The following is a 16,638-nucleotide window of genomic DNA, read 5'->3' as shown; positions in this document are numbered from 1 at the left end:
GATGATGACAATGAACAACCACAAAGAAAACCAACATCTCAATATTGCCGTTGCCCAGTTTCAACCCAGAGACGGAGATAAAGCCTACAACCTGTCTGTCATTGAAAAGCTGACCAGTCAGGCCAAACAGGAAGGAGCAGACCTTATCAGTTTCCATGAAATGTGCATTACGGCCTATACTTTTACCAGGGATCTGGGCCTCGGGGAGATGAATGAACTGGCAGAAGAAGTACCCGGTGGCAAAAGTACACAAAAGTTAATGGATCTGTCAAAACAATATGATCTCCCTATACTCGCCGGACTGGTGGAACAGGAGAATGATATGTTCTACAACACCTACATTGCGGTCTCAGGAGATGAAGTACTGGCCAAATTCAGAAAACTGCATCCCTTCATCAATGGCCATATCTCACCGGGCAACGAATACGTGGTCTTTGACCTTCTTGGATGGAAATGCGGCATTCTCATTTGCTACGACAATAATATTATCGAAAATGTACGTGCGACGGCCCTGTTGGGCGCAGAGGTGATCTTTGCGCCCCATGTGACCGGTTGCACCCCCTCCACCATGCCCGGCAGAGGCTTCGTGGATGATGCCCTTTGGCAAAACCGAAAAGACGATCCCGTTTCACTGCGTCTCGAATTTGACGGACCCAAGGGCCGGCGATGGCTTATGCGGTGGCTGCCCGCCCGCGCCTATGACAACGGCGTGTACTATGCTTTCACCAACCCGATAGGATACGACGGTGATCAGCTTAAAAATGGCAATTCCATGATTCTCGATCCCTATGGCGAAGTACTTTCCGAGATAAAATCTTTTGATGATGAAATTACTGTCGCACGCATTACCAGAGAAAAATTAAAACAGTCTGGCGGATGGCGATACCGTAATGCCCGCCGGCCGCAGTTGTACCAGGATATCCTCGGGCAGGACCATCAGTCGGAAACCAAGCCGGTTTGGATGAAGGACGAAGAGGGAAAATCGAAATGAACCGGCTTCCTACCCCTCAACAGGTTTCTCATCGGCATGAGCGACTATCAGCAGCAGCATAAATTCCAGTGCAATGAGAATGGCAACGCCTACCAAATGCACTACCTGATATACCGGGGGCATCCCAAGATAATAGAGACCGACCCCCGTAGCGATCTGAAGAATAATGATACCAAAAATCCAGTTTCCCATTCGGGCCAGCAGCGGGTGGCTGGCCTGCCGGCGTACAAGATATAGAAGTATTCCCCCCAGGATGAATACCGCCCAGGAAAAAGAGCGGTGCACTTCATCAATGGACCCCACTTGTGAGAGCCACAGCTCCCGTGCAGGCGGACTGGCCATGTTCTTCAGCACATCCACCGCCTCGCGCACCTGCGTACCCATGCTGAGCTGGACAAAGGTAATGACAAGCAGCAGCATTCCGCTTCCCAGCAGCCATCGCCTTATTGAAGGCGACAGCTTTGTTCCCAGCTGCCTCTCAGAGGCTTTGAATACCGCAAAAATAAGGGTCATCATAATGAGCATTGCCAACAACATATGCAGGGTGATAAGCCATTCGTTTAGCCCTGTGATAACGACCTGCCCTCCCAGCCATCCCTGAATCAAAACGAGCACAAAAGCAGCGGCAGAACTATAAAAAACAGCCGGCTCCGTGTTGCGGTATCGAAAAGAGAGCCCAAAGGTGACCATAATAAGCAGGCCAATGACAACCCCGACCAACCGGTTTATGTATTCCGTCCACGTTTTCAATACATTAAATTGACTGGCGTCGAACGCCGGCGGAAGCTCGGAAACCGAGGTTGGAGGAATCCACATCCCAAAACACTTTGGCCAATCAGGACAGCCGAGTCCCGCCCCTGAAGCCCGTACAAGTCCGCCAACAAAAATAAGAAAGATCGTTGCTCCCACCGTGGTTAAAGCAACCTTCTGATACCGATTGAGTTCCATACTGATCTTGGTAAGCTATTCTTTACAGGGGTACCAATTTTAAATAAATATTACTACCTTTAGACCTACTAAAATTACAGATTCGGCATGAAGTTAAGCACAGATTTTACGGTTTCAAAGTTTCTGAACATAAAAAAGATTTCGGCTTATTATGAATTAACCAAACCCGGGATTACGCTTACTGTTTTAGCCAGCATGATCATCGGATTTATTCTTGGCTCCGGCAACGGAATTGATTACATGCTTTTATTTCATGCTGCTCTCGGCACCTGGCTCATTGCATCGGGTACGGCTGCCCACAACCAATTTCTGGAATGGCGCCTTGACGGAAAGATGAAGCGTACCCAACAGCGACCCGTTCCCTCCAGCAAGATTAGCCCGCAGCAGAGCGTCTTGTTTTCACTTGGATTGATTTTAGCCGGGCTTATTTATCTTATTGCTGTTGTCAACTATGTGGCGGGACTCGTTTCTCTGGTTACCACTCTCATCTACCTGGGCGTCTATACGCCCATGAAACGTATTTCGGTACTCAACGTCTTCATCGGGGCTATCCCCGGTGCCCTCCCTCCTGTCGGGGGCTGGGCGGCAGCGACTGGTCATCTTGGCAGTACGGCCATGTGGATACTCTTCGGTATCGTCTTTTTATGGCAGGTGCCCCATGTTATGGCTATCGCCTGGGTCTGTAAAGACGACTACTCCAATGCCGGATTCCGGATGCTTCCCCGAAATGATCCCAATGGCTACAAGGCCCTTGCCCTTATTTTGCCCTGTCTTGTCGCCCTCGTACCCGTCTGTTACGGGCTGTATCAGGTGGGAATGAACAGCTGGCTCTATCTTTCCGGCGCTCTCCTCAGTTCGCTTGTATTTCTCTTTTACGGGCTTATCTTTGCCCGTGACCGTGATAAGGCATCAGCCAAGAAACTGATGTTTGCCTCTTTCGGTTACCTGCCGGCCATATGGGCATTCGTCATCCTGGATCTTCTGCTGATCTGAGCTGGTACTGCTTGGCAAAAGACCAGGAGATAACAGGCTGTATTATTTTCTTCCCGTCCACCAAAACATGAGGACAATTAAACAGCGGATTTATGTTGGGTTTTCATGTTCTATGAGACTCAGCTGTAGATAGGAGGATATTTCCCTGGATTTGCTTCGCTCATAATCGCATAAACCGCTTCAAAGATATCATCCCTGTTGGGTTTCGAGAAATAATCGCCATCCGAACCATACGCTCCTCGATGCTCTTTGGAGGTCAGGCACTGGGGTTCCGAATCAAGATAGAAATAGCCATCCTGCTCTTCGATTACCTTGTTCATCATAAAAGCGGTCCCGCCGCCCGGCACATCTTCATCCACAAAAAGAATCCGATTCGTTTTCTTGAGCGACTCTATAATGATATGCTCTCTGTCGAAGGGCAGCAGCGTGCGTACATCAATAAGCTCAACCGAGATGCCGGCCTCCTGCAGGTCCGGACGTACGGCCGCACAGAGATTAAAAGTAGATCCATATGAAACAACGGTGATGTCTGTTCCCTCAACAACGACCTCCGGAATCCCCAGTGGCACGCTGAACTCCCCCAGATTGGTGGGAAGCCTCTCTTTGAGGCGATAGCCGTTGAGCGGTTCGATAACCAGTGCAGGATCATCGCCCTGCAGCAGAGTGTTATACATTCCAGCCGCTTCGGTCAGGTTGCGGGGAACGCATAGGTGCATCCCCCGGATAGCATTCAGAATCAGCCCCATCGGTGAACCGGTGTGCCAGATGCCCTCCAGCCGGTGGCCTCTTGTACGAACAATAACCGGGGCTTTTTGTCCCCCTGCACTTCGATAACGCATGGTTGCCAAATCGTCACTGAGAACCTGCAGACAATAGAGGAGATAATCCAAATACTGTACTTCCGCAATGGGGCGCAAACCGCGCAACGCCATCCCTATGCCCTGCCCCAGAATTGTAGCCTCCCGGATGCCGGTATCCTGCACGCGGAGTTCACCGAATTTCTTCTGCATGTTTTCCAACCCCTTGTTGACGTCACCGAGCTTGCCCGTGTCTTCGCCGAAAACCAATGTCTCCGGGTACTGTTCAAAAATCTTTTCAAAATTATCACGCAGTACAATACGACCGTCCACCCTTTTGGATGTAGCGGCATATTTCGGTTCCACCTCTTTGACATGCAAGGGCGACTGCTCCCCTTCGCTGTACAGGTGGGTGTCATAGCGCTCCCGGCTTGCTCTGTAATGCTCATTTAGCCAGTCCAGCAACTTCTTCCGCGCCGGGAGCTTCTCATCCCGAACGGTTCGACAAGCTTCGCGAACGGCGGAGTAAATGTGTTTTCGGAGTGGCAGCCTCGGCATCTTCATCTGCCTTTGTATCTGCCGGAGCACACCTTTGTGCCTGCTTTCAGCAATAAGATCGTCCAATAACCGGCTTGCCATATCTCGCTCCTCCTTTAGTTCGGAGGTATAAGCTTCCCACGCGGCTTCCTTGCCGTTTTCCGCTTCTCTTTTGGCATCAGCCTCAAGCTGGTCAAGTTCCTCGGGGGTGGCAATACCCTTATCCAGTAGCCAGCTCCGCATTTTACTGATGCAGCAATGTTCCTCTTCCCACTGCAGCCGTTCATCCGACTTATACCGTTCGTGCGAGCCTGAGGTGGAATGCCCCTGTGGCTGGGTAACCTCCTGCACGTGAATCAATACCGGTACGTGCTCTTCCCGGGCAATGCGGGCGGCCTTTTTATAGGTTTGCAATAACCCCCGGTAATCCCAGGCCTTGACCTTCAGTATTTCAAAGCCATCCTCCTCTTCTGTCCGCTGGAAACCAGCGAGTACTTTTGATATGCTTTCTTTCGTAGTTTGGTATTCCCGTGGTACCGAAATGCCAAAACCGTCGTCCCAAACTGAAAGAACCATCGGTACCTGCAGGACGCCCGCTGCATTGATCGTCTCCCAGAAAATACCCTCGGAGGTACTGGCATCACCAATTGTGCCCCAGCCGATCTCCCGTCCTTCCCTGGAAAATTTCTGAAATTTTTCCATATCCAGGAGGGTATCGTGATTGCGGTATACCTTGGAAGCCTGGGCCAGACCCAGCAAACGCGACATCTGGCCCGCTGTGGGCGATATGTCCGGGGAGGAGTTTTTCATGCGGGTCAGGTCTCTCCAGCGGCCCTTGTCGTCAAGGCTTCTCGTGCTGAAATGAGCGTTCATCTGGCGTCCGCCGGAATGCGGGTCCGCTTCAACATCGGCATGGGCATAGAGCTGGGCGAAAAACTGCTGAACAGTAACCTGCTCGATAGCCATCATGAAGGTCTGGTCGCGGTAGTATCCCGATCTAAAATCCCCCTCCTCAAAATACTTCGCCATTGCAATTTGCGGCAATTCCTTTCCGTCTCCGAAAATTCCGAACTTCGCTTTACCGGTAAGTGTCTCTTTCCGCCCTATGTATGAAGTCTCCCGACTTACCACTGCCAGTTTATAATCATCAAGGATCTCCTGCTTCTCTGCATCCGTTAAATCAGCAGTGGAAAAGCCATTGGATTGCATTATACTTTTCTTCGTTTCCGTAGGTGCCATACTTTCTTTGTTCAGTTCGTTCGTGACTGTGGCTTTATCCCAAAGCTTTGAAAGCCATCTTTTCACTGCCTGCTGCATGCGATATATCCGTATAACTGGACCAGGCTGAAGGTCATGTGGCTTCCTCTTCATGTCCATCGGAATCACTTCAGGAGTCTCATTTAAATAGCCTTGCCGGCTTTGTCATTATTCCATAAACCCACCTTTCGTCATCTTAATAGGATCCAGCGCTTCATCAAGCTCCTCATCAGAAAGGTCCGTCATCTCGCGGGCCACTTCTTTTACGGGACGGCCTTCTTTATAGGCTTTTTTGGCTATTTTTGATCCCTTGTCATAGCCAATAATTGGATTCAATGCCGTAACCAGTACTGGATTACGGCCCACCGTATCAGCAACCTTCTCTCTATTTACGCTTAACAGTGAAACAGAGCGATCCGCCAGGTTGCGGGCCGCGTTGCCCAGAATCTTGATCGATTCCAGCAGGTTATGCGCCACAACCGGAAGCATCACATTCAATTCAAAATTTCCGGACTGCGCAGCCACTGTGATAGCAGAATCATTGCCGATAACCTGGGCGCAAACCATCGTGACGGACTCTTCAATAACCGGGTTTATTTTACCGGGCATAATGGACGAACCGGGCTGCAGGGCCTCCAGCCTGATTTCCCCAATACTACTGTTGGGACCCGAATTCATCCAGCGCAGGTCGTTGCCAATTTTCATAAGGCTGGTCGCAATGGTTTTAAGCTGTCCGCTTAACTCGGCCGGAGCATCTACGGTCGACTGGGCCTCAAAATGGTTGCCTGCTTCTCTGAAAGAATGACCTGTCGCCTCTGAAAGAGCCTCGGCGATCTCGGTTCCAAATTTCGGGTTGGTATTGAGTCCCGTTCCAACGGCGGTCCCCCCCTGTGGCAGTTCCGTCATGCGTTCCAGGGCCGACTCCAGCCGTTCAATACCCAATTCAAGCTGTCGCGCATAGCCTTCAAACTCCTGCTTGATCGTCACCGGCATTGCATCCATAAGATGGGTACGGCCCGTCTTCACGACATCCTCATACTCGGCCCCTTTCTTTTCGAAAGCAGACTTGAGATGGCTCAGAGCGGGAATCAGATTCTGCCGGACGCTCATCACCGCGGCTACACGGATCGATGTGGGAATTACATCATTGGAACTCTGACCGTAATTGACGTGATCATTGGGGTGAATCGTTATTTCCACATCGTTCCCCTTGAGCTCATTGGCTCTCCTGGCAATAATTTCATTGGCATTCATATTGGTTGATGTTCCCGAACCGGTTTGAAAAATGTCAACGGCAAAGTCATTATCAAATTTCCCCTCGCTGACTTCGGCTGCGGCCTTCTCAATAGCAGCTGCCACCTCTTGATTCAGCTCCCCGAGCGATGCGTTCACTGATGCGGCATGCTGCTTGACAAGTCCCAGGGCCTTGATAAAGTCCCTGCTGAAGCGCAGACCGCTGACAGGAAAATTATTCACAGCCCGTTGTGTCTGGGCACCGTAATAGGCATCCTTTGGCACTTTCACTTCTCCCATTGAATCATTTTCAATTCGGTATTCACTCATAATTCACGTGTATTAAATTCCAATTAATTCACATTTAAGCGGCGAAACATCTCCTCTGTGGATAAAGAGGAAAGGTAGTGATTTTTTAGGAAAGTTTGGAGCCTAAAAGGCTGGGCGCATCCTACTTGGGGCGGGTGTCTTCCGGGATGGGGGCAAAAAGAATTGCAGGGGAAAACTACAGTTCTTTTTCATACATGCGGTAGGTCTTCTCTATGGTTGCCCCAATTTTTTCAGCCACCCGTATCATTCCCGTATTGGACTCCAGGACCCAGCTCAATTCGGATGACTTATAACCTTCCCGCTTGCCATTGATAATGGTTTCTTTGTGGAGGAGGGCATCGATCCCCTTGCCCTGGTATTCCGGCAGGACCCCCATCAGGGCTGTGCGAATTCGGTTGATATGGCGGCGATGCCACAGGAGCTTGAATATCCCCGTGGGAAAAAGCGTCCCATCCAGGTGCTTCAGCGCCTGGTTCAGGTCTGGCAGTGCAATAGAAAAAGCAACCGGCTCACCGCTGATCTCGGCAATGTGTGCGACCTTCGGATCAAGTATCATCTTGAGGTCTTTAGCCAGCACTTCCAGCTCTTTCTTGGAAATAGGGATAAAGCCCCAGTTGCCAGACCAGGCCTTATTGAAAATATGTCGCACGGTCTTTACTTCCTCGTCAATATTCTTCAGATCTATCTCCCTGATCTTCAGCATCGGGAGGCGCCGTCGCACCACTTCCTCGGCCCGGTACATGCGGTCCAGTGATACGGTAGCCTGCGTCACGCGGAAAGCATACAGATCCATCGCTTTTTCGAAGCCGGCATTTTTTATAAGCCTGTCGTAATACGGCTTGTGATAAGGCATAAGAATGCTTGGATCGTATTCAAATCCGTCAACCAGGATTCCAACTTCATCCATCATACTGGGATTGGAGGGACCAAGCACATCGGTGTGCCCGCGTTCCCGCAGCCAATCGGATGCCACCTTGAGCAACAAGTTGGCTACAGCCTGGTCTTCAACGCACTCAAAAAAGCCGAAGAAACCGGTATTGTTGTCGTGATGCTCGTTGTATCGGTGATCCCGTATGGCGGCGATACGCCCCTGTATACGGTCATCGCATTCGACCAGGAAAAGAGCGATTTCACCATTTTCAAAGAAGGGGTTTTTCTCCTCGTCGATGAGTTTTTTTTGCTCCATCTTGAGCGGAGCAATCCAGTGTTCATCACCAGCGTAATGCTGATAGGGAAATTCCAGAAACTGTTTACGCTCCTGCTCCGTGGAGACAAGCGTAATTTTGTGTGTTCGCTGTTGAGCTTTCACGGCTTACTGACTTTCCAACAAAGATTGACCGTTCCGGTCAATGATCCCCTGGCTGATCCCCACTTTTCGGAAGGCGTCTAAAATACGATCCAGATGTTCATCGGTATGTGTTGCCATGTAACTGGTGCGCAGCAGCGACATACCCCTGGGTACTGCCGGAGGAACAACGGCATTCACATAAACACCCGATTCGAGCAGTTCACGCCAGAACCTGAAACATTCTTCCATCTCCCCAATCACAATCGGTATGATGGGGGTTTCGCTGCTCCAGACGTTAAAACCCATGGCACGCAATTCCTTGCGCATATAGTCAGAAATCTCGCGCAGCCGATCCAGACGCCATGTTTCCTCCTTCAGAATCTCCAGCGCCTTCAGGACAGTTGCGACATTGGCAGGCGGCATGGAAGCACTGAAAATATGAGCCGGTGAGTTATGACGGATATATTCTATCACTTCCTTGTCGCCGACCAGAAAGCCCCCCAGGGATGCAAATGACTTTGAAAAGGTACCGCTGATCAGATCAACATCATCCATCATGCCAAAGGTTGATGCAGATCCCCGCCCTCCTTCACCTATAACTCCAATCGCGTGGGCATCATCGAGGTACAGCCGGGCGCCAAATTTTTCTTTTAGTTCAACAAGTTCCGGAACCTTGGCAATCGTCCCGGACATGGAAAAGACCCCGTCGCTGACAATCAGCTTGCCGGCCTGCTCATCCGCCCGGTTTAGCAATTTCTCAAGCTGTTCCATGTCGTTGTGGCGGTAACGCATGGTCTTCGCATTGGACACAAGCGTACCTGTGACAATACAGGCGTGGTTGTCCTTGTCTGAAAAAATGATATCTTTGCGGCCGGCAATCGTTTGTATAGAACCTTCATTGGTCTGATAGCCGGTACTGAAAAGCACACAGGAATCCTTGCGCATAAAATCGGCCAGCTTTTCCTCCAGTTCGAGATGCAAGTCAAGCGTACCGTTCAGGTAGCGTGATCCAGTACATCCCGTACCATAAACCTTGATAACATCGCGCGCCGCCTCAATGACTCGTGGATCGTTGGTCAGCCCCAGGTAGTTATTGGAGCCCGCCATAATCACATCTTTGCCGTCAATCTTTACAATGGTACCATCCGTTGCCTGCAAGGGCTTGAAGTAGGGGTATAAGCCTTCAGATTTGATCTCGTCAGCTTTGGTAAAATCGTATGCCTTGTTGAAAATATCGTTGGTCTTGAGATCTGACTTGGAATTAGCCATTCGTTCCTGCTTTCGACTTTTGTATGAGTGCTTATCGTTGCAAATATACTTCCATATTATTCATCAATCAAATTATGAATAATATTATGTTAATTTGTAGTGATTCATAACCGTTTTCAAATATTCTACATACTGCCCGGCTACATAGTTCCAATTAAATTGTTTCTTTACATAATTTCTGGTCCGATTGGACAACTCTTTCAATCCTCCATTATTCAACAGCTCCTGCACGGTTTCTGCAAATTGCGCCGCATTCAGTGTGGGCACGCGGTAACCGTTTTTACCCTGTGCAATTACATCTTTGATCCCTTCCAGATCAGCTGCTACAGCTGGAGTACGTGCCATGTTGGCTTCCAGCAAAACGATACCGAAACCCTCCATATCACCCTCTACGGGGACGTTGGGCATCACGAACAAATCAGCCGCGGCATAGGCCTGCCGCAGTACTTCATCGGGCTGACGTCCAAGCAAGAAGATGCGGTTACTGAATGGGGTATCCAGGGATGCCTCAAGGATACTTTCGTATTCAGGACCGTCGCCGACGGTAACATATACCACCTGTTCGCTGAGTTGAGGCATCACCTCCCTGATAAACCACTCATGTCCCTTCCGTTTTACTTTACGCCCGACCGTAAGCAGCATAAGCTTATGGCTAAGCGGAATGTGAAAGTTTTTCTGCAGTCGTTCCCTCGACTTCTGTTTGTCGGGAAACTGGTCCAGCCTGTTCAGATCAAAGCCATTGGGCAGTGCCACTCCCTTCTCCGGTGACATCCCGCGCTTGATACATTCCTGGCGGGTAGCCTGTGAAACCGAAATGACCCCGTCGAGTCGCTCAAACACTTTGGGAATAAACCACTGGTAAATGCCAACCGGCAGCGTCACATCCCGGCCATGGTTGATCGTCACCATGGGCACCTCGATTTTACTGCGGAGCAGATAGGCCAGGCTTGCAGTTACCATCGAGGAAAACAGTACCACATCAGCACTGGTTTCACGTACCTTGTATGGCAGTTCCATCAGGGTTTTATACAGGAAAAAAGCCGTCTGAACCGCTATTTTCCCTTTCCCGGCGGCATTGATTGTTTCCTTGAAAACCGTAACGGCTTCCTTCTGTTCCAGTTCCCGAATCAACTGCTGACTCACCCGCTGCATGCCCCCGACATTATCAAGGATGGCTCCTTCGGATGGATGCGTATGTGAAACGTATAATATGCGCACTGTACTACCTCAAAATTTGAGTTCCGGGCGTGGCTCCCGAAGAGCCTCGCGGTAATTCTCTACTAACTTGCTATTCACATTTTCCCAGGAATAAGCCAGAGCCTTCTGTCGGGCGGCCTTGCTCATCCTTTCCTGCAACTGACTGTCATGCGCAATTTTAGAAATACATTTTGCAAATTCATGGGTATCACGGGGCGGGGCCAGAAAACCGTTGACCCCGGATTCAACCAGCGACCGGCTGCCTGTTGCATCCGCTACCACGCAGGGCAGCCCGCTGGACATCGCTTCGAGCGTTACATTCCCAAACGTCTCCGTTTCAGACGGAAACAAGAACACATCACTGCTGGCATATGCGCGGCTCAAGTCTGTGCCGGTAATAAATCCGGTAAAATGAGCCCCGGGCAGCATATGCTCCAGTTCTTTTTTCGCCGGACCGTCCCCCACAACCATCGCCCGAATATGAGGATCCTCCAGCTGCAGCTTTTTAATCGTATCCACAAAAGTCTGAAGATTTTTCTCCCATACCAGCCGCGATACGAAAGTTACAATAACATCGGAGTCGTCAAATCCCGCCGACCGCCGCCACGCCATGTCGCGATGCCGGGGATTGAACTCATCCGTATTCACCCCCCTGGCCCAGATACGAACCCCATCCTTGATTCCCTCCTCATTCAATTCATCAGCCATGGAGGGGGAGGGCACATAAATATGCTTGCACTGGCTATAGAACCAGGCCAGATATTTCCATCCCAGCATTTTCAACATCCCCAGGTTGTAATATTTCAAGTAACTGGTGAAATGGGTATGGTAAGAAGCCACAATCTGAATATTATTGGCCTGGGCCCACCGCATGGCCCGAAAGCCGAGCACATCGGGCGTGGCCAGATGCACCAGCGTGGGTTTGAACTCCTGAAGCCTCTTCTGGGCCGATTCCGGGAAGCCGACGGTAATACGGTATTCCGGACGGCCGGGAACCGGTACCGATGGCACGGGCACAAATTCCCCCTCATGATCGATAGCCGGTTCATCAATGGTCGGACCAAAAATAATAACGGGAATGTCCTGGGATTCCAGGTACGCCACCAGCCTGTTCAACGTCAGTGAAACACCATCTTGAATGTGATTGTAATTTCCAGTGAAAATTGCAACGCGAGGCTCATTCATAAATTTTCCAATGCATCATTGAGATTTGTATCTTTGCAGATGAACCCATGAATTTCCTTTTGGGTTAACGGCATTAACATAGTCACCAAATATACAAAATTTGATGAAAGCCTTCGTAACCGGCGGCACAGGTTTTATTGGAAGCCATCTGGTGGATACTTTGCTGGATGACAGCAGCTATTCCGAAGTGCGGTGTCTCATCCGTAGCAATTGGAAATGGCTGAAGGACAAAAATATTGTCCCTTTCAGGGGCGATTTGGATGACCTCTCCACGCTGGGAGAAGCTGTGCAGGATGTTGATGTGGTTTTTCATATCGCTGGCCGGGTCAAGGCACCTACCTACCGGGATCTTAAACATGCAAACGTGGATGCTACTGAAAATATTCTGCGGATCGCCCAGAAGAAAAACGTTCCCAAAGTGGTTGTTCTTTCATCGCTCGCCGCCACCGGTCCCAGCCAGGGGCGTCCAGTGACGGAAGAGGACCCCCTGAAACCGGTGAGCATGTACGGACGGTCTAAAAAACAGATGGAACAACGCATTCATGAGATCGCTGAGCAGGGAACCTCTGTAACCATCCTGCGGCCGCCTGCTGTCTATGGCCCCCGCGAGGAGCAGATCTATTCGTTTTTCAAAATGGTGGACAAGCGGATCTGCCCTATCATCGGCGATGGAGAAAAGCCGGAAATATCAATGATCTATGTGGGGGATGTTATTCAGGGCATCTTAAAAGCTTCCCGGAAAAACAGTCCGGGCGTCGCTACCTATTTCCTGACAGACGGCAAGCCTCATACCTGGAACGAAATACGCAGCGCCACCACCACCGTTCTGGGCAAGAAAAGCATCCCGATTTATGTAAAGCCGGGACTAGTCAAAAAAATTGCTGGAACCGTAGAAAAAGCTGCATCATTTTTTGGCGTGTACCCCGTTCTTAACAGGGAAAAGGCCAGGGAAATGATCTTAGAATGGACCTGCTCCACCGAGAAGGCCCGGGAAGAGCTGGGATATGCCCCTCAGTATACGCTTGAGGAAGGCCTGGCACGCACTATTCACTGGTATCAACGACATCACTGGCTATAAGTATATTATGAAATACATTCGATCCCTTTCTGTTCTTGCACTGTTTCTTTATGCAACATCGGCACTGCACGCACAGCCAACGCTGGAAAAGGATTATTCCTTTGTCATGAATGTCCCCTCCGTGGTCACCATCGCAAGCTCGCCCGCTCACTTTTATGTTCTTTCGGAAACAGAAGGCATGGCCGTTTTTCGGTCCCAGGCCGACTCCCTCCGGTGGCTCTATTCCTCGGCAGGCATGCAGCGTAGGGGGAATAGTGTCATTGCCGATATTCGATTTGCCTATCTACTGGGCAATGATGCGCAGCTGACCGTACTTGAACCCACATCCGTACTCGGCGTGTATTCCTCAACCGAACTCCCTGCCCCTCCCCTCGATGTGCACCGGCTCGGGCAGAACCTCTATGTGGCGATCGGCCATCAGGGAATAGGAAAACTATCGCTTGAGACGGAGGCGGCCGTTGATGCCGGCATTACTTTTGTAGCCCAGTCCCAGCTGGGCGGCAACAAAATCACGAGCCTGGCCGGGACCCCCAGCCAGCTTTTTGCACTTAGCAACGGCCCAAAGCTTTTCCAGTTCGCAGTGGATGATGAGAAACTATCACTGACCCGTACACACGATCTTTCTGAAGACCTCACAGACCTGTATCTGACCGACAGCACTCTGTATGGCTCAGATTCGGATGGCAATATTTTTGAAATCAGTGGCAATGGCGATCTTTCAAAATTGGGAAGCATCGGCGAACAGGTTACCAACCTCATCCGGTGGAAAGAATGGCTGGTGATCAAAGGGGCATCCAATCGCCTGTGGACTTCTTATAAAAACCGGAGTCCCCAGCTTTGGAAAAAAGATGGAGAAGCCGGCAACCATATCACACGCTCAAAATACCAACTCTGGCTCAGCGAATACGGCCAGATTGCCAAAGTTAATATTTCCAGGACTCCGCAAGCTCAGGATTCCAGTCCCTCGGTGGAGAATTCCACCCCTGCGGGGAGCCTCACCCTCGGTGAAATTGATGACTATACAATTCCTCACTCAAAGCCGCTCATTTTTCCTATTCGGCTTGCAGGAGATGTCTCAGCCGAAAACGTTCAATTCACCTACCAGTCGCCGGACATTAAAGATGCGGAAGTACGCGGCCAAAGCTTCTACTGGGATCCCTCTTCCAGCGATGTTGGTTCGCACAGGGTGAAAATCATAGCCTCCAGCAGTGACGGGCGGAGTGCCAGCACCAGCTTCAATATTCATGTTCGTTCGTTCAACGCCCCACCTCGTTTTACGCCGGTGCGTCCGGTTAGCATCCCGGTCGGTGAACCTTTCTCAATGCCTCTGAATGCCATTGACACCGACGGTATTAACAAGAACCTCATCCGGTTTCTGGGGGTTAATCTTCCGGACGGGGCTACCATTGATGAGGCAACAGGCACCATCGAATGGACCCCTCAAGCGCGACAGGTAGGTGAAAATACATTCCGGGTCATTGCGACCGATCAGTACGGCGCCGCCTCTTCGGTGGACGTCACCATCAACGTTATTGACAGTGCTCCGCAGAATGCTCCCGAAAATTAATCTTAACCCAAGCTCTCAATCAGTCTTTTGACTAATACTGAATTTCAGTCCCGTCTACTCAACTGGTATGATCAGAACAAGCGCTCGATGCCCTGGCGCGACTGCGGCGACCCCTACAAAATATGGCTCTCGGAAATAATGCTTCAGCAGACACGCGTCGACCAGGCCACCCCTTATTTCGAGCGATTTGTAGACCATTATCCCAGCGTCAATGCATTGGCGGAAGCAGACCAGCAGGATGTCCTTAAAGTATGGGAAGGCCTAGGCTACTACAGCCGCGCCCGGAATCTGCACGCGGCAGCTCAGCTGGTGGTTGACGACTTTGACGGCAGGGTTCCCGACAGCTGGGATGATATTACCAAACTCAAAGGTGTCGGGCCGTACACGGCCTCGGCCGTGCTGAGTATTGCCTTCCAGAAAAAATATGCCGTTGTGGACGGCAATGTAATCCGGGTCCTCAGCCGCTATCATGGTATTGACGAGGACGTGCGCAGCACCAAAACAAAAAACGGGATCCAGGAACATGCCGATGAACTGATCTCGGAAGAGCGGCCCGGAGATTTCAACCAGGCACTGATGGAACTGGGTGCCACCATCTGTACGCCCTCCAATCCCGACTGCGGATCGTGTCCGCTGCAGGATGGATGCGTAGCCTATAAAACTGCGCGAACAGAAGAACTCCCCTACAAATCCAAAAAGAAAAAACGTCCTCATCATCAGATTGGTGTCGGCATCGTCAGAAACCAGAAGGACCAGGTCCTCATCGCGCTGCGTCCGGATGACGCCATGTTGGGCGGGCTGTGGGAATTCCCCGGTGGCAAGCAGGAATCCGGGGAAACATTCCCCGATACCGTCAAACGTGAGCTCCATGAAGAGTTAGACATAACTGTCTCCATCATCAAACCTTTCATGAAGCTTGATCATGCCTATTCTCATTTCAAGATTACCCTGCACGCCTACCTGTGTGAACTTGAGGAGGGCAAACCGGAACCCAGAACCAGCCAGGAGATCCGCTGGATCGCAATCGATGAGTTAACGGAATATCCTTTTCCCAAGGCCAATCGCAGGCTTACTGAAAAACTGATGAATCTCAACAAGGGACAACAGGAGTTAGAAATTTAAGACGTGCCTTCTGATCTACAAAAATGCTCAAAGGAGCAACTTCTACAATTAAAACCCTTTTTGGACCGGTGGGTAGACCGCGTGGAAAGCCCCGACTACATCGATTCCGATCCGGTGCTTTTCATGCATGCCTTCAATAATCCGGAAGACCAGCTGCTGGCTGGTTTTTTTGCTGCAACCATGGCCTGGGGGCGCCGTGATATCGTCATTCGCAAAGTGCGTGATTTCCTGAACCGCATGGGAAACCGGCCGGCCGATTTTATTGGAAATTTTTCAGATCGCGATGCCCGGCATTTTGACGGCTTCAAGCATCGCACTTTCAAGCCCGTGGATATGATCTGGCTGACCAAAATCCTGCAGTCTATCCTCCTGAAATACGGTTCATTTGAAAACTTCTGGGAAAGATGTTATCAGAAATCCCGGCAAAACGATCGTCCCCTGATGTCCGTTTTCCATGAAAATTTTTTTGCGCAGCAGCCCGCTACCCCCCGGCGCACTTACAAACATGTTTCCAATGCCGATAAAAAAAGTTCCTGCAAACGATTGTATCTGTACCTCCGATGGACCATCCGCAAAGACAGTCCGGTGGACCTCGGTCTCATGGATTTCATGCCCCCCTCTGAACTGATGGTGCCGCTGGATGTACATGTAGCCCGCCAGGCACGGATCCTGGGACTGCTCAGCCGTACCTATAATGACTGGTGGGCAGTTCAGGAGCTTACCGAATCGCTGCGTACGCTGGATCCAAGTGATCCGGCTAAATATGACTACGCGCTATTTGGACTGGGAGTAAATGCCGATGAAATCCCTGCTGAGTTCTTGATCAACAAGCAGCCCTGAAAAAGA

Annotated in this window: 13 protein-coding genes; 6 read left to right on the top strand and 7 right to left on the bottom strand. The window is 50.6% G+C overall.

What is annotated here, in order from left to right; all coding sequences use genetic code 11:
* Positions 1 to 10 precede the first annotated feature (10 nt).
* Positions 11 to 991 (top strand): nitrilase family protein, encoded by a 981-nt coding sequence (locus FN808_RS07300; protein WP_142713902.1) that lies wholly within the window; start codon positions 11 to 13, stop codon positions 989 to 991.
* A gap of 9 nt (positions 992 to 1,000) precedes the next feature.
* Here FN808_RS07300 and FN808_RS07295 read toward each other — a convergent pair whose 3' ends face one another.
* Complete coding sequence (locus FN808_RS07295) at positions 1,001 to 1,939, bottom strand: COX15/CtaA family protein (RefSeq protein WP_142713901.1); 939 nt, start codon at positions 1,937 to 1,939, stop codon at positions 1,001 to 1,003.
* 87 nt (positions 1,940 to 2,026) lie between these two features.
* Between FN808_RS07295 and cyoE the strand changes: the two genes are divergently transcribed.
* Positions 2,027 to 2,932: a heme o synthase gene (gene cyoE / locus FN808_RS07290; RefSeq protein WP_142713900.1), complete on the top strand. Its 906-nt coding sequence runs from the start codon at positions 2,027 to 2,029 to the stop codon at positions 2,930 to 2,932.
* A 119-nt stretch (positions 2,933 to 3,051) separates the two neighbouring features.
* On the opposite strand, the gene FN808_RS07285 is transcribed toward cyoE, so the two are convergent.
* From FN808_RS07285 to FN808_RS07260, 6 genes are all read right to left on the bottom strand, one after another.
* On the bottom strand, positions 3,052 to 5,475 hold the full coding sequence (locus FN808_RS07285) for an alpha-ketoacid dehydrogenase subunit alpha/beta (protein WP_142714006.1): 2,424 nt from the start codon (positions 5,473 to 5,475) through the stop codon (positions 3,052 to 3,054).
* Positions 5,476 to 5,691: 216 nt separating this feature from the next.
* Positions 5,692 to 7,086 (bottom strand): class II fumarate hydratase, encoded by a 1,395-nt coding sequence (locus FN808_RS07280; protein ID WP_142713899.1) that lies wholly within the window; start codon positions 7,084 to 7,086, stop codon positions 5,692 to 5,694.
* A 175-nt stretch (positions 7,087 to 7,261) separates the two neighbouring features.
* Entirely contained in the window at positions 7,262 to 8,395 is a 1,134-nt protein-coding gene (locus FN808_RS07275) for a GNAT family N-acetyltransferase (protein WP_142713898.1), read from the bottom strand.
* 3 nt (positions 8,396 to 8,398) lie between these two features.
* Positions 8,399 to 9,643, bottom strand: a complete 1,245-nt coding sequence (locus FN808_RS07270; RefSeq protein WP_142713897.1) for an aminotransferase class I/II-fold pyridoxal phosphate-dependent enzyme — start codon at positions 9,641 to 9,643, stop codon at positions 8,399 to 8,401.
* An 84-nt stretch (positions 9,644 to 9,727) separates the two neighbouring features.
* On the bottom strand, positions 9,728 to 10,861 hold the full coding sequence (locus FN808_RS07265; protein WP_246068300.1) for a glycosyltransferase family 4 protein: 1,134 nt from the start codon (positions 10,859 to 10,861) through the stop codon (positions 9,728 to 9,730).
* A 9-nt stretch (positions 10,862 to 10,870) separates the two neighbouring features.
* Positions 10,871 to 12,025: a glycosyltransferase family 4 protein gene (locus FN808_RS07260; protein WP_142713896.1), complete on the bottom strand. Its 1,155-nt coding sequence runs from the start codon at positions 12,023 to 12,025 to the stop codon at positions 10,871 to 10,873.
* A gap of 103 nt (positions 12,026 to 12,128) precedes the next feature.
* Here FN808_RS07260 and FN808_RS07255 point away from each other — a divergent pair, with 103 nt between their 5' ends.
* Genes FN808_RS07255 through FN808_RS07240 form a run of 4 tightly spaced genes read left to right on the top strand, consistent with a single transcriptional unit; the run spans position 12,129 to position 16,632 of the window.
* Complete coding sequence (locus FN808_RS07255; protein ID WP_142713895.1) at positions 12,129 to 13,103, top strand: NAD-dependent epimerase/dehydratase family protein; 975 nt, start codon at positions 12,129 to 12,131, stop codon at positions 13,101 to 13,103.
* Positions 13,104 to 13,110: 7 nt separating this feature from the next.
* Positions 13,111 to 14,670, top strand: a complete 1,560-nt coding sequence (locus FN808_RS07250) for a putative Ig domain-containing protein (RefSeq protein ID WP_185958295.1) — start codon at positions 13,111 to 13,113, stop codon at positions 14,668 to 14,670.
* 27 nt (positions 14,671 to 14,697) lie between these two features.
* Positions 14,698 to 15,792, top strand: a complete 1,095-nt coding sequence (gene mutY, locus FN808_RS07245; RefSeq protein WP_142713893.1) for an A/G-specific adenine glycosylase — start codon at positions 14,698 to 14,700, stop codon at positions 15,790 to 15,792.
* Positions 15,793 to 15,852: 60 nt separating this feature from the next.
* Complete coding sequence (locus FN808_RS07240; protein ID WP_246068299.1) at positions 15,853 to 16,632, top strand: TIGR02757 family protein; 780 nt, start codon at positions 15,853 to 15,855, stop codon at positions 16,630 to 16,632.
* Positions 16,633 to 16,638: the final 6 nt, after the last annotated feature.

The organism is Fodinibius sediminis, from assembly GCF_900182555.1.
In the GTDB taxonomy this organism is placed as follows: Bacteria; Bacteroidota; Rhodothermia; order Balneolales; family Balneolaceae; genus Fodinibius; species Fodinibius sediminis.
This window is presented reverse-complemented; position numbering and strand designations above follow the sequence as displayed.

What these genes read in the sequence shown, in the direction of transcription:
- FN808_RS07255 (WP_142713895.1), top strand. Translation starts at nt 12,129, where the DNA reads ATGAAAGCCTTCGTAACCGGCGGCACAGGTTTTATTGGAAGCCATCTG.
- FN808_RS07300 (WP_142713902.1), top strand. Translation starts at nt 11, where the DNA reads ATGAACAACCACAAAGAAAACCAACATCTCAATATTGCCGTTGCCCAG.
- FN808_RS07295 (WP_142713901.1), bottom strand. Translation starts at nt 1,939, where the DNA reads ATGGAACTCAATCGGTATCAGAAGGTTGCTTTAACCACGGTGGGAGCA.
- FN808_RS07285 (WP_142714006.1), bottom strand. Translation starts at nt 5,475, where the DNA reads ATGCAATCCAATGGCTTTTCCACTGCTGATTTAACGGATGCAGAGAAG.
- FN808_RS07260 (WP_142713896.1), bottom strand. Translation starts at nt 12,025, where the DNA reads ATGAATGAGCCTCGCGTTGCAATTTTCACTGGAAATTACAATCACATT.
- FN808_RS07280 (WP_142713899.1), bottom strand. Translation starts at nt 7,086, where the DNA reads ATGAGTGAATACCGAATTGAAAATGATTCAATGGGAGAAGTGAAAGTG.
- cyoE (WP_142713900.1), top strand. Translation starts at nt 2,027, where the DNA reads ATGAAGTTAAGCACAGATTTTACGGTTTCAAAGTTTCTGAACATAAAA.
- FN808_RS07270 (WP_142713897.1), bottom strand. Translation starts at nt 9,643, where the DNA reads ATGGCTAATTCCAAGTCAGATCTCAAGACCAACGATATTTTCAACAAG.
- FN808_RS07250 (WP_185958295.1), top strand. Translation starts at nt 13,111, where the DNA reads ATGAAATACATTCGATCCCTTTCTGTTCTTGCACTGTTTCTTTATGCA.